The organism is Pseudescherichia sp., from assembly GCF_031998825.1.
Classification (GTDB): Bacteria; Pseudomonadota; Gammaproteobacteria; order Enterobacterales; family Enterobacteriaceae; genus Pseudescherichia.
This window is the reverse complement of sequence record NZ_DAMACX010000008.1, coordinates 70,098-82,818: the sequence shown is the minus strand read 5'-3', so window position 1 is coordinate 82,818 and position 12,721 is coordinate 70,098. Positions and strand designations below refer to the sequence as shown.

12 protein-coding genes are annotated in these 12,721 nt (G+C 56.4%); 6 read left to right on the top strand and 6 right to left on the bottom strand.

The window, feature by feature from the left end:
* Positions 1-143 precede the first annotated feature (143 nt).
* The gene (gene dacC / locus RTP97_RS06000) at positions 144-1,352 is read left to right on the top strand and encodes a serine-type D-Ala-D-Ala carboxypeptidase (protein WP_312411825.1); all 1,209 of its coding nucleotides are present in this window, start codon (positions 144-146) and stop codon (positions 1,350-1,352) included.
* 6 nt (positions 1,353-1,358) lie between these two features.
* Here the strand turns inward: dacC and deoR are convergent, their stop codons facing one another.
* A complete protein-coding gene (gene deoR, locus RTP97_RS05995; RefSeq protein ID WP_312411822.1) occupies positions 1,359-2,117 on the bottom strand; it encodes a DNA-binding transcriptional repressor DeoR in 759 nt (252 codons plus the stop codon).
* 73 nt (positions 2,118-2,190) lie between these two features.
* Positions 2,191-2,799: an undecaprenyl-diphosphate phosphatase gene (gene ybjG / locus RTP97_RS05990; protein WP_312411819.1), complete on the bottom strand. Its 609-nt coding sequence runs from the start codon at positions 2,797-2,799 to the stop codon at positions 2,191-2,193.
* Positions 2,800-2,972: 173 nt separating this feature from the next.
* Between ybjG and RTP97_RS05985 the strand changes: the two genes are divergently transcribed.
* A complete protein-coding gene (locus RTP97_RS05985) occupies positions 2,973-4,205 on the top strand; it encodes an MFS transporter (RefSeq protein ID WP_312411816.1) in 1,233 nt (410 codons plus the stop codon).
* On the opposite strand, the gene RTP97_RS05980 is transcribed toward RTP97_RS05985, so the two are convergent.
* From RTP97_RS05980 to RTP97_RS05970, 3 genes are all read right to left on the bottom strand, one after another.
* Entirely contained in the window at positions 4,168-5,388 is a 1,221-nt protein-coding gene (locus RTP97_RS05980) for an MFS transporter (protein ID WP_312411814.1), read from the bottom strand. The two genes, RTP97_RS05985 and RTP97_RS05980, sit on opposite strands and share 38 nt — an antisense overlap.
* Positions 5,389-5,551: 163 nt before the next feature.
* Complete coding sequence (locus RTP97_RS05975) at positions 5,552-6,601, bottom strand: acyltransferase (RefSeq protein WP_312411811.1); 1,050 nt, start codon at positions 6,599-6,601, stop codon at positions 5,552-5,554.
* A 346-nt stretch (positions 6,602-6,947) separates the two neighbouring features.
* Positions 6,948-8,633, bottom strand: a complete 1,686-nt coding sequence (locus tag RTP97_RS05970) for an aspartate:alanine antiporter (RefSeq protein WP_268108558.1) — start codon at positions 8,631-8,633, stop codon at positions 6,948-6,950.
* Between the two features lie 285 nt (positions 8,634-8,918).
* On the opposite strand from RTP97_RS05970, the gene RTP97_RS05965 reads away from it, so the two are divergent.
* On the top strand, positions 8,919-9,290 hold the full coding sequence (locus tag RTP97_RS05965; protein WP_312210333.1) for an inner membrane protein YbjM: 372 nt from the start codon (positions 8,919-8,921) through the stop codon (positions 9,288-9,290).
* 15 nt (positions 9,291-9,305) lie between these two features.
* On the opposite strand, the gene RTP97_RS05960 is transcribed toward RTP97_RS05965, so the two are convergent.
* Positions 9,306-9,575, bottom strand: a complete 270-nt coding sequence (locus RTP97_RS05960; RefSeq protein ID WP_312210335.1) for a GrxA family glutaredoxin — start codon at positions 9,573-9,575, stop codon at positions 9,306-9,308.
* Positions 9,576-9,784: 209 nt separating this feature from the next.
* Here RTP97_RS05960 and rimK point away from each other — a divergent pair, with 209 nt between their 5' ends.
* The 3 genes from rimK (at position 9,785) to potF (ending at position 12,713) form a co-directional block, all read left to right on the top strand.
* Positions 9,785-10,687 carry a 30S ribosomal protein S6--L-glutamate ligase gene (rimK, locus tag RTP97_RS05955; RefSeq protein ID WP_312411807.1) on the top strand — a complete coding sequence of 301 codons (903 nt, stop codon included), beginning with the start codon at positions 9,785-9,787 and terminating at the stop codon, positions 10,685-10,687.
* Between the two features lie 87 nt (positions 10,688-10,774).
* Positions 10,775-11,254 carry a YbjN domain-containing protein gene (locus RTP97_RS05950; RefSeq protein WP_312411805.1) on the top strand — a complete coding sequence of 160 codons (480 nt, stop codon included), beginning with the start codon at positions 10,775-10,777 and terminating at the stop codon, positions 11,252-11,254.
* Between the two features lie 349 nt (positions 11,255-11,603).
* The gene (potF, locus tag RTP97_RS05945; protein ID WP_312210342.1) at positions 11,604-12,713 is read left to right on the top strand and encodes a spermidine/putrescine ABC transporter substrate-binding protein PotF; all 1,110 of its coding nucleotides are present in this window, start codon (positions 11,604-11,606) and stop codon (positions 12,711-12,713) included.
* Positions 12,714-12,721: the final 8 nt, after the last annotated feature.

Below are 12,721 nucleotides of genomic sequence, written 5' to 3'. Positions count from 1 at the left end.
CATGGGGATGTGATATTGCGTAAACTTTAAAAAACTTTACCAGCGGGCGGTTTTCTTCACCGCTTTTGTACGTTACTACTCACCGTTTAGCGCGTAGCGGTGAGCTAACGCGGTTTTTTAGAATGGATACTCGGGTGGCCTTTATGACGCATTTCTCTCTGTCCCTCCGCGGCCTGGCTACGGCTTCGGCGCTTGTGGTTCTTTTTTCTCCCTCTCTGTTTGCCGCCGAGCAGGTCGCGGCCCCCGCTGCCCCTGCGGTTGATGCCCGGGCGTGGATCCTGATGGATTACGCCAGCGGTAAAGTGCTGGCGGAGGGCAACGCCGATGAGAAGCTGGATCCGGCCAGCCTCACCAAGCTGATGACCAGCTACGTCACCGGTCAGGCGCTGAAGGCGGGAAAAATTCACCTCACCGATATGGTCACCGTGGGTAAAGATGCCTGGGCTACCGGCAACCCGGCGCTGCGCGGCTCGTCGCTGATGTTCCTCAAGCCGGGCGATCAGGTGTCGGTGGCGGATCTCAATAAAGGGGTGATTATCCAGTCGGGGAACGATGCCAGCATCGCCATTGCCGACTACGTGGCGGGAAGCCAGGACGCCTTTGTCGGCCTGATGAACAACTATGCCCAGCGGCTGGGACTGACCAACACCACCTTTAAAACGGTGCACGGTCTCGACGCGCCAGGACAGTTCAGCACCGCCCGTGACATGGCTCTGCTGGGCAAGGCGCTGATCCACGACGTGCCGGAAGAGTACGCCATCCACAAAGAGAAAGAGTTTACCTTCAACAAGATCCGTCAGCCGAACCGTAACCGCCTGCTGTGGAGCACAAATCTCAACGTCGACGGGATGAAGACTGGCACTACGGAAGGGGCGGGCTACAACCTGGTGGCCTCGGCCACGCAGGGTGATATGCGGCTCATCTCGGTGGTGCTCGGGAGTAAAACCGATCGCATCCGCTTCAACGAGTCAGAGAAACTGCTGACCTGGGGTTTCCGCTTCTTCGAAACCGTGACCCCTATCAAGCCCGATGCCACCTTTGCCACTACTCGCGTCTGGTTTGGCGACAGCAGCGAGGCGAAGCTCGGCGCAGGTGAGGCCGGCTCGATCACTATTCCTAAAGGGCAGTTGAAAAACCTGAAGGCGACCTGGAAACTCACTGAACCACAGCTCACCGCGCCGCTGAAGAAGGGCCAGGTAGTAGGCTCCATCGACTTCCAGCTTAACGGTAAATCCATTGAGCAGCGTCCGCTGATCGTTATGGAAGCGGTGGAAGAGGGCGGATTCCTGAACCGGATGTGGGACTTTGTGCTGATGAAATTCCATGAGTGGTTCGGTAGCTGGTTCTCATAGACCGCATCAGTAAAGCAGGGCGATGCGCTGCGCTTTTGCCAGCGCAAACAGGTTATCGTCCGGGCGGACGTCGCTGGCAATAGCATCAAACTGGCTCAGTTCGCCCATGCATGCCGGGCGTACTTTGCCAAACTTGCTGTGATCGACCACCAGCACGTGGTACTGCGCCCGGGTCATCGCCCAGTGCTTTACCGGCAGCTCCTCAAGGTTAAAGCAGGTCGCACCCATCTCCGGATGAACCCCCGCCGCCGAATAGAAGGCAAGATCGGGGCAGAGGTTGTTGAGCGTCTCTTTAAAGTTGAGCGGGTTGAAGATGCCGTTGCTGGCGTGGAACTCGCCGCCGCAGAGAATGGTCCGGCAGAGCGGCTTCTCCTGTAGGGCCAGGAAGGTGTTCAGGGCATAGCAGACGGCGGTGAAGGGCAGCTCGTCGCTAATCGCATCGATAATCCACGGCGTAGTGGTGCCGCAGTCGAAAAACACCATCTGGTGGGCCTGCACCAGCGTTGCCGCATGGCGGGCCGCGAGGCGCTTCTCCTCCACCAGGCGCGTTTTCTGATCGCTCAGCAGATAGTGGCTGGCGGTGCGCGGCTCCAGCACCAGGTAACCCCCGAGCAGCACAACCGGGGCGCTTTTGGCGTTCAGATCGCGACGAATGGTCATTTCAGACACGCCGAGCAGGGTGGCAGCCTCTTTCAGATGCAGCTTGTCGCTCCGCTTCAGCGCCTGCAATAGCTGGCCGATCCTTTCGTCACGTTTCGTTTCCATAAATCCCCTGGCGTAATAGTAAAAGCCCTGCATACGGCAGGGCGTCCAATATTACCTGCGCGGCCAGGTTAAGTCACTCACGCACCCAGCCTTTGCGGATAGGTAGAGCAAAACAGCGGCGGTAGATGAGATGCAGAGTTCGGTGCAGCCCCATCCCGCAAACCTGCCACAGCATCTGCGCGGCCAGGCAGCCGCTGAGAGCAATCAGCAATCCGCCCAGCATATCCAGCGGCCAGTGAACGCCCAGATAGACGCGCGACCAGGCGATGCTCAGCGCCACGGCCAGCATTACGCAGCCAGACCAGAGCCGATGCCAGAACAGAAACGCCAGCGCGAAAGTGAACGCCACCGTGCCGTGATCGCTGGGGTAGGAGTAGTCCGCCGAGTGATGTAAAAAATTATAGCCCGCGTGCTGGGCAAAGGGCCTGTCGTGGGGAAAAAGATGACCCATCAGCCAGGAAAGGCACATGCTCACCGCCAGCGCCATCGCCGTTTTGATCACCAGCTGGCGCTGGGCGCTCACCCGATCGTGCGGGCCCCATAGCCACAGCGCCACAGCCAGCGGCGGCAGCAGGGTGATCAGATCTTTGGCGATATATATCGCAGCGGCAATCAGCCAGGATGGCGAGTCGGGGGTGGCGTTCAGCCAGTAAAACAGCGTGTGGTTGAGATTTTCCAGCATGGGGTGTCGTCACTCCTGTTGACCATAAATTAAGGCTCCCATTGTGCAGCACGTACCTTAAACGAACCTTAAGCTATTAAAGCGTATTAAACGTGCGCTGCCACAGAGAATTCACTACCGCCAGCGCGACGATTTAACTACACTCTGCGCGATCTTAAGGATAAAGAGGCTACATGCAAAATCGTTCATCTTCCAGAGGCCGTTTAGGCCGTCAGGCACTGATGTTTCCCCTCTGTCTGGTGCTCTACGAGTTCTCAACCTATATCGGCAACGACATGATCCAGCCGGGGATGCTGGCGGTGGTGGCCCAGTACAATGCCGGCATTGAGTGGGTGCCGACCTCCATGACCGCCTATCTGGCGGGCGGGATGTTTTTACAGTGGCTGCTCGGGCCGCTGTCGGACCGCATTGGCCGTCGCCCGGTAATGCTTACCGGCGTGGTGTGGTTTATTGTCACCTGCCTGGCGACGCTGCTGGCGCAGAACATTGAGCAGTTCACTATCCTGCGCTTCTTGCAGGGGGTGAGCCTCTGCTTTATTGGCGCGGTGGGCTACGCTGCCATTCAGGAGTCGTTCGAGGAGGCGGTGTGCATCAAGATCACCGCCCTGATGGCGAACGTGGCGCTGATTGCGCCCCTGCTTGGCCCGCTGGTGGGAGCCGCCTGGGTGCACGTCGCACCGTGGGAGGGGATGTTTGTCCTCTTTGCGCTGCTGGCGGCCATTGCTTTTTTTGGCCTGCAACGGGCGATGCCGGAGACTGCCACGCGTCTCGGGGAAAAGCTATCCCTGAAGGAGCTGGGCCGGGACTATAAGGCGGTGCTGAAAAACGGCCGCTTTGTTGCCGGGGCGCTGGCGACGGGCTTTGTCAGTCTGCCGCTGCTGGCGTGGATCGCCCAGTCGCCGATCATTATTATCAGCGGCGAAGGGATGAGCAGCTATGAGTACGGCCTGCTGCAGGTGCCGATCTTCGGCGCGCTGATTGCGGGTAACCTGGTGCTGGCCCGCCTGACCTCCCGGCGCAGCGTACGGTCGCTGATTATCATGGGCGGCTGGCCGATCGTTGCCGGACTGCTGCTGGCGGCCGTGGCGACGATGGTGGCATCCCACGCTTATCTATGGATGACCGCCGGGCTGAGTATCTATGCGTTTGGTATCGGCCTCGCCAACGCCGGGCTGGTGCGACTGACGCTGTTCGCCAGCGATATCAGCAAAGGAACGGTATCCGCCGCCATGGGCATGCTGCAGATGGCGATATTTACCGTCGGCATTGAACTGAGCAAGCACGCTTACCTGAGCGGCGGCGAAGGGCTGTTTAGCCTCTTCAACCTGGTAAACGGCCTGCTCTGGCTGGGATTGATGGTTATCTTCCTTAAGGACCGGTCGGTGGGGCGCTCTCTGAACGGCTAGCAGATGTCTGGCCCGGTTTCGCGACCGCCCGGGCCACGATGACTGCAACCACCATCAGCGCCAGCACCACCATCATGGCGCTGCGCAGTCCGTAGTGCTCACCTAAGAAGCCCAGCAGCGGCGGTCCCACCAGAAACGCCAGATAGCCGGTCGTCGCCACCACGCTTACGCGGGTAGCGGCATCCGGCCCGGTGTCGCTGGCGGCGGAGATGGTCAGCGGGAAGCCAAGGGATGCCCCCAGACCCCACAGCAGAACAGAAACCCCTGCCACCCACGCACTGTCGACGAAGATAATCAGCGCAATCCCCAGCCCGCCCAAAATGGCGCTGGCCCGTACCACCGTGACGCGGCTGTAGCGATCGATAAACCAGCCGCCGGTAAAGCGCCCAACGGTCATGCCGAGGGTAAAGCCGGTGTAGATCACCGATCCGGAGGTCGGGGTAAAGCCGTGACCGTCCACCATCAGCAGCGGCAGCCAGTCGTTGGCAGAGCCTTCGGCAAAGGCCATCGCCAGCACCACCACACCAATCAACATCAGCTGGGTATCGCGATAGAAGGGACGACCCTTGCGTTCGTGCTGCGCTTCGCCTGCATCGTTGCGCCCGGTGCCGTCAGGGATAGCGGTAATCGCAATCAGGATTGGCACGATGGCTACCAGCGCCGCCAGCAGCACGTGCAGGGTCGCGGTCACGCCCCAGGCGGTGAGCGTCATGCCGATACCCGCGCCCACTAGCGTACCGAGGCTGTAGAAGCCGTGCATCATCGGCAGCACGGTTTTGTTCATCTTCTGCTCTACCACCGCGCCTTCGATATTAATCGCCACTTCGGCTGCCCCCAGGCTGCTGCCAAACAGCGCCAGCCCAACGGCAAACAGCAGCGGCGAGGCAAACCATAGGGCGAGACTCAGCACCATCATCCCGAAGACCGACAGTGACATGCTGGCGCGGATCACGTTGCGGGTGCCGAAGCGTTTGACCAGCCACGCGGAGGAGAGAACGCCGCTCATCGAGCCGATAGAGAGACCAAACAGCACCGCACCCATCTCAGCGGTGGAGACCGACAGGATGTCGCGAATGGCCGGCGTGCGCGTAGCCCAGGAGGCCATCAGCAGGCCAGGGATAAAGAAGAAGGTAAACAGAGCCCAGAGGCGATGGTTCAGGGCAGAGCGAGAAGAGGAGGTCATAGCGTGTTGTCTTTAGTTATGGTTTTGGCGTCGGTTAACAGTAGCAAGATTTGGGCAGGAATGCAGGGGAAAGGTGGGGGTAGGTCAGCCCGTAGGCCCGGCAAACGTAAGTGCCGCCGGGCGGTTTACTGTTTCAAATATGACCTGGTCATTCGTTCCCAGCTTAATCTAGTTCAGTAGCGGAACTCTTCCTGCGCTGGCAGGTCATCATAATGAAGCGTTTAATTTTTTTATTATCTTCAACAAAGTGATAGCAGGCAGAAGCCATAGCCAAGTTAATAGCAGCAAGAATGCTCCAGATTAGCCATGTAGGAAGCGACGAAAGAGTATCATGATACTTAGTAATATAAATCATTATAGGAAGCTGCATAAGATAAAATGAATAACTTATCTTACCTAAATAGATCAATGGCATTGTTAGGATATTTTTGCTGATCGAAGCGCTTGCTAAGCAATAAATAAGAATACAGGTGGCAGGTAAGGTGACGTAGTTGTTTTGCATCCAACCATTATTGTTAATAGGTGAAAGAAACAGCAGTAACGTTATTGCGAACATCAAGAGGCTGATTTGTAGCCTTTTAATACGCAAACCTTGTGCGAAAATGCAGCCAAGTGCCACGCCAGAAATAAATTCAGGTAAGCGGTGGATCGGACTGACATAGTAGTGCGGAAACGCCGGACTGTTTGTCAATATCATTGATATCGGAATGATCAAGGATGAAATCAGAATAGCGATGATCAGTACGGCAATGGGCTTTTTTTGTACCAAGGGCAACACGAAAGGGAAAACCACATAGAAAAACATTTCTGTTGATACGGACCATGAGCCGCCAAAGTTCCATTGACTAAAACTTTCCGGAAACCATGATTGCGTCGTCGTGATAAACAGTAGCAGATAGGTTGTCGTATGAGTGAAATCATACTCAGCAAGGAACGGCAGGGTGATTATCCCCATGACAAGATATGCAGGAACTATTCTCGCAATTCTGGAGCGGTAGTAATGTTCCTTTATGCCATTTCTTGAAGCCCAGGCCATAACAAAACCTGAGAGAACAAAGAAAAAAGACATGCCTATTGCCCCGTTCTCTATGGCAGATCGTCCCCATGCAGAAATATCAGCCTGATATCTTAGGTTACAATGAAACAAAAATACGTAAAAGGCGGTCACAAAGCGGAATATTGTCAATCCGTGAAGGTCATTTCTGAGATTCATAATCACATTTAAGTAAGAATTTTTTGACGCCAGCACAGCAATGAGTGATAGCCTCTACGATTCTCTGATTCTAAGACAAAACACAATTTATTGCCCGCATATTGTACCCTCCATGGCACAAAGCCTTTCGCGTGCGCCGAGCGGATATCAACTAACACACAGGAATGCGGCTTTGTATTCCCCCACAAACAAAAAACCCATCAACCTTGAACCAAAGATGGCGGGGTTGATGGGCTCCACAAAATGGGGACATCAAAGAAAAGCAGTGGCAATAGTTATGACTGGCACTTCTATAAAAAGTTCGCGTGATGCCAGAAAATTTTTACGCAACCGCCTCTCTTCAGAGTTATCCGAGGCCGGGCCAGATGATGACGATCAGCGTCCCGGCTAAGGTCAGCAGCACGTTGGCGATGGCGTAGGTGCCCGCGTAGCCGAGCGCGGGAATGTTGCTCCGCGCGGTGTCGCTGATAATCTCCATTGCCGGAGCGCAGGTGCGTGCCCCCATCATCGCGCCGAAGAGCATGGCGCGGTTCATCCGCAGCACGTAGGCGCCAAACAGGAAGCAGATCACCACCGGTACGAGGCTCACCAGCAGCCCGGCAACCAGCATCTGTCCGCCCACCGCGCCAAGACCGTGGCCGATGCCGCTCCCGGCGCTCAGGCCGACGCCCGCCATAAAGACCATCAGGCCAAACTCCTTCACCATGTTCAGCGCCCCCTGAGGGATATAGCCAAAGGTAGGGTGGTTGGCACGCAAGAAGCCGAGCATGATCCCGGCGAACAGCAGGCCCGCCGCATTACCGATGCCAAAGCTAAACGAGCTGAACTGGAAGGTGATCATGCCGATCATCAGACCGACGATGAAGAAGGCGCAGAACGCCAGCAGGTCGGTCACCTGGCTGTGAATAGAGATAAAGCCGATACGGTCGGCGATGGTTTTTACCCGTCGTGCGTCGCCGCTCACCTGCAGCACGTCGCCTTTATTCAGCACGATGCTGTCGTCAATCGGCATCTCAATCTGGCTGCGGATCACCCGGTTCAGGAAGCAGCCGTGGTCGGTAAGCTTCAGCTGGGCGAGGCGGCGGCCCACCACGTTGTGGTTCTTCACCACGATCTCTTCAGTGACGATACGCATGTCGAGCAGGTCGCGGTCAAAGACCTCTTTACCGTTACGGAAGCTGGGATCGAGGCGGGCGTGGGCGTCAGGGTAGCCCACCAGCGAAATCTCATCCCCCATCTGTAAAACTGCATCGCCGTCCGGCGTCGCCAGAATGCCGTTGCGGCGAATACGTTCGATGTAGCAGCCGGTCTGGCGGTAGATGCCCAGCTCGCGCAGGTTTTTGCCGTCGGCCCACGCCACCAGCTCCGGCCCGACGCGGTAGGCGCGGATCACCGGCAGGTAGACCTTGCGGTTGGCGTCATTGTCGAGACCGCGCTCGCGGGCGATCTGCTGGGCGCTGGTCTGAAGATCCTGATGCTGTAGCTTCGGCATATAGCGCGCGCCGAAGATCAGGCTAACCAGCCCGATAAGGTAGGTCAGGGCGTAGCCGAGGCTGAGGTGATCCAGCGCGGTGGTGAGCTGGCCGCTGGGCATGCCCAAGTGGCGTAGCGTATCCCCTGCACCCACCAGCACCGGCGTAGAGGTCATCGAGCCTGCCAGCATCCCGGCGGTGAGGCCGATATCCCAGCCAAACAGTTTGCCCAGCCCTAGCGCAATCAGCAGCGCGCTGCCGACCATCACCAGCGCCAGCATCAGGTAATTCTTGCCGTCGCGAAAGAAAATTGAAAAAAAGTTGGGTCCGGCTTCCACGCCTACGCAAAAAATAAACAGCATAAAGCCCAGATTCAGGGCGTCAGTGTTAATGGCGAAATGCTGCTGGCCTAATAATAGCGAAACCACTAAAACGCCAATGGAATTACCGAGTTGTACCGAGCCTAACCGTAATTTTCCGAGGCACAGGCCCAGCGCCAGCACCACAAATAATAACAGTATGTAATTCCCATTTAACAAATCTGCGACGTTTATATTCACGGAGGCTAACTTCTTGTTTACCAGTAAGCTGTTGAAAGAAATGATGATTTACGCTAATGTTTTTCTTAAGGGCAGCAGGCCTGAGCGTCACGCTGCTGCAAAATAAAACAATGACCGCAAAACAGATCAGGCCGTTAGTTTAATCGTATTGATAAACAACGGCTAGCTAAGAATCGCGCATTCGCGTGGGTGCTTTTTTGGCAAGGATTGCCACACTGCTTTATCAAACCGAACGTTCCTTTGGGGCGAAGAAATGTTCGATAGAGGCGATGTCAGGAGGATTATTTGAAGTCTAAACGTGGTTGGGCGGGCGCTTTTTGCTGCTTCCTGCTTTTTATTGTGGTCTACCTGTCTCATATATTGAACGTGAGAGGGGCCTTCCAGCCTGCCGGCCATCCCGAGCTGGGGCTGCTCTTTTTTATCATTCCTGGCGCGGTGGCCAGCTTTATCTCAACAAAACGTCGCGTGGTGCTGCCGGTAGTTGGTGCAATGCTGGGGGCAACGGTCTGCTTCGTGCTGATGCTGCTCTTCATGACGCCGATACGCTCTGTCTGGCAGGAGATGGCGTGGCTGTTTAGCGCAGTGTTCTGGTGCGCGCTGGGGGCGCTCTGCTATCTGTTTATTCGTAGCTTGCTGGTGAGGCGGGGGCGCGGCTAACGCCCCTAAACGTGCTTACTGCTCGGCAAAGAGACCCAGATGCGCTTTGGCATAGGCTTCAAAGTCGGTGCAGCCACCGATGTGCTTCTGATCGAGGAAAATCTGCGGCACGGTCTCAACGGGCTTGCCTACGGTTTTTTCCAGATCGGCCTTGGTGATCCCTTCCGCATGAATATCGACATAGCGATAGCTAAAGTCGTCACGCTCGGCACTCAGTTTATCTGCCAGCTCTTTTGCGCGTACGCAATAGGGACAGCCAGGGCGTCCAAAGATTACAGCAAACATACTCTCTCCTTAACGTTAAGCCAGATAATGATTAGGGGTATCATGCCGATTACCTCAGGTAATAGAAAGAAGGTTTTGCCTGTCGTTTCGATGCCATAAGGCTATGTTTCTCTAAAGCGGGGCGACGCGATAAATCCCGTTCATCCTGCGTCTCGCTGCGTGTATGATAGCGGGGCAGCTGTGACACTGTCATTGTAGAGAGGTGCAGGGTGAAAATTGCCATTTTGTCCCGGGATGGAACGCTCTATTCGTGTAAGCGTCTGCGTGACGCGGCGCAGCAGCGGGGCCATACGATCGAGATCCTCGATCCGCTCTCCTGCTATATGAACATCAGTCCGGCGGCCTCGTCGATCCACTACCAGGGCCGCCAGCTCCCTTACTTTGATGCCGTGATCCCGCGCATTGGCTCCGCTATTACCTTCTACGGTACGGCGGCGCTGCGCCAGTTCGAGATGCTCGGCAGCTACCCCCTCAACGAGTCCGTCGCCATTACCCGTGCCAGAGACAAGCTGCGCTCATTGCAACTGCTGGCGCGCCAGGGGATCGATCTCCCGGTTACCGGCATCGCCCACTCTCCGGATGACACCAGCGATCTCATCGACATGGTCGGCGGCGCGCCGCTGGTAGTCAAGCTGGTGGAGGGCGCTCAGGGCATCGGCGTGGTGCTGGCAGAGACGCGCCAGGCGGCAGAGAGCGTGATCGACGCCTTTCGCGGCCTGAACGCCCACATCCTGGTGCAGGAGTACATTAAAGAGGCGAAGGGGTGCGACATTCGCTGCCTGGTGGTGGGGGATGAGGTGGTTGCCGCCATCGAACGGCGGGCGAAAGAGGGCGATTTCCGCTCCAACCTGCACCGGGGCGGCGTGGCGACGGTGGCCAACATTACCCTGCGCGAGCGGGAGATGGCTCTGCTGGCGGCGCGCACCCTGGGGCTGGACGTCGCCGGGGTGGATATTCTCCGAGCCGATCGCGGGCCGCTGGTGATGGAGGTCAATGCCTCGCCGGGCCTTGAGGGCATTGAGAAGACCACCGGGGTGGACATCGCCGGGAAGATGATCGCCTGGATCGAGCAGCAGGCGACCCCCGGCTTTTGTCTGAAAACGGGCGGCTAGGCGCTTTTCCGGCAGTATAAATGGTATACAGGGCGTTTTTTGCGTAAGCTATGCCCGCAAATTTTTCTACAGAGGTCACCCCCTATTATGGATTCACTCGTCGTACCCAGTCTGGACACCTTGCGTCATTGGCTTGACGAGCTGGGCATCAGTTTTTATGAGTGTGACACCTGCCAGGCGCTACACCTGCCGCATATGCAAAACTTTGACGGCATCTACGACGCCAAGATCGATCTGGTTGATGATATTGTTCTCTTCTCGGCGATGGCAGAGGTTAAGCCTACTGCGCTGCTGGCGCTGGCGGCCGATCTCTCTGCGATTAACGCCAGCTCGCTGACGATAAAAGCCTTCCTCGACATCCAGGATGATAATCTGCCGAAGCTGGTGGTGTGCCAGTCTCTGTTCGCCGCCCCTGGGGTGAATCTCAAGCAGTTTGCCTGGTTTATGCGCCACAGCGAAGAGCAGGTCTCCATGGTGATCCTCGAAGCCTGCGCGCAGCAGCTGCTGTTTAATGCAGAGGAAGAAGAAGCGCCTGCCGGTGAAACGGTGCGCAATTTTCTTCACTAAACCCACATGACATAAGCGCAGTCGCTGCCATAGCGGCTGCCATCTTCCCCGCTTTTATTCTGCGTTTCCTGCCTCCTGCCAGTTTTATTCACCGCCATGATGGCGCTATCGGACGATGGCATAGACAAATAGTGAATAAAAAATTGATAAAACCCGGTTTTTTACCTGACCTATAGCCTCTAACCCTGGCTACAGTTATTCTTGCGCTGCTTTAAAAAGCTTGCAGCGTCTGCCGGGTGGCGTCTCATACCCGAAGCTGTGCAGAGTGATAAAGTATGCACGATTCTTGCATATCTTTAATGCGTACATTTAGTTCGTCTACGCACGAACTTTCCAGAAGGAATGAGATATGACCACCCTGAGTAAAAAATGGTTGTCTGGTCTGGTTGCGGGTGCCCTGATGGCGGTCTCCGCCGGCACGCTGGCCGCTGAGCAGAAGACGCTGCACGTGTATAACTGGTCTGACTATATTGCCCCGGACACGGTGGCAAACTTTGAAAAAGAGACCGGTATCAAGGTTGTTTACGACGTGTTTGACTCCAATGAGGTGCTAGAAGGCAAGCTCATGGCGGGCAGCACCGGTTTCGATCTGGTAGTGCCTTCCGCCAGCTTCCTGGAGCGTCAGTTGACCGCAGGCGTGTTCCAGCCGCTGGATAAGAGCAAGCTGCCAAACTGGAAGAACATGGATCCAGAAGTGCTCAAGCTGGTGGCGAAGCACGATCCTGATAACCAGTACGCTATGCCGTACCTGTGGGCCACCACCGGCATTGGCTATAACGTCGATAAGGTAAAAGCCGTGCTGGGCGACGTGCCGATCGATAGCTGGGATGTGGTGCTGAAGCCGGAAAACCTTGAGAAGCTGAAGAGCTGCGGCGTCTCCTTCCTTGATGCGCCGGAAGAGATCTTCGCTACCGTGCTGAATTACCTGGGCAAAGATCCCAACAGCACCAAAGCGGACGACTACACTGGCCCGGCGACCGATCTGCTGCTGAAGCTGCGTCCAAATATCCGCTACTTCCACTCCTCCCAGTACATTAACGATCTGGCCAACGGCGATATCTGTGTGGCCATCGGCTGGGCAGGGGATGTCTGGCAGGCGGCGAACCGGGCGAAAGAGGCGAAAAACGGCGTTAACGTCTCCTATATCATTCCGAAAGAGGGGGCGCTGGCCTTCTTTGACGTCTTCGCCATGCCGAAAGATGCCAAAAACAAAGAGGAAGCCTATCAGTTCCTCAACTACCTGATGCGTCCGGACGTTATCGCCCACATCAGCGACCACGTCTTCTACGCGAACGGCAACAAGGCCTCCGTGCCGCTGATCAGCGCCGAAGTACGCGAAAACCCGGCGATCTTCCCACCGGCGGACGTCTTCGCCAAGCTCTTTACCCTCAAGGTACAGGAGCCGAAAATCGACCGCGTAAGAACTCGCGCGTGGACCAAAGTGAAGAGCGGTAAATAAGACCGTAT

What these genes read in the sequence shown, in the direction of transcription:
- dacC (WP_312411825.1), top strand. Translation starts at nt 144, where the DNA reads ATGACGCATTTCTCTCTGTCCCTCCGCGGCCTGGCTACGGCTTCGGCG.
- deoR (WP_312411822.1), bottom strand. Translation starts at nt 2,117, where the DNA reads ATGGAAACGAAACGTGACGAAAGGATCGGCCAGCTATTGCAGGCGCTG.
- ybjG (WP_312411819.1), bottom strand. Translation starts at nt 2,799, where the DNA reads ATGCTGGAAAATCTCAACCACACGCTGTTTTACTGGCTGAACGCCACC.
- RTP97_RS05985 (WP_312411816.1), top strand. Translation starts at nt 2,973, where the DNA reads ATGCAAAATCGTTCATCTTCCAGAGGCCGTTTAGGCCGTCAGGCACTG.
- RTP97_RS05980 (WP_312411814.1), bottom strand. Translation starts at nt 5,388, where the DNA reads ATGACCTCCTCTTCTCGCTCTGCCCTGAACCATCGCCTCTGGGCTCTG.
- RTP97_RS05975 (WP_312411811.1), bottom strand. Translation starts at nt 6,601, where the DNA reads ATGAATCTCAGAAATGACCTTCACGGATTGACAATATTCCGCTTTGTG.
- RTP97_RS05960 (WP_312210335.1), bottom strand. Translation starts at nt 9,575, where the DNA reads ATGTTTGCTGTAATCTTTGGACGCCCTGGCTGTCCCTATTGCGTACGC.
- RTP97_RS05950 (WP_312411805.1), top strand. Translation starts at nt 10,775, where the DNA reads ATGGATTCACTCGTCGTACCCAGTCTGGACACCTTGCGTCATTGGCTT.
- potF (WP_312210342.1), top strand. Translation starts at nt 11,604, where the DNA reads ATGACCACCCTGAGTAAAAAATGGTTGTCTGGTCTGGTTGCGGGTGCC.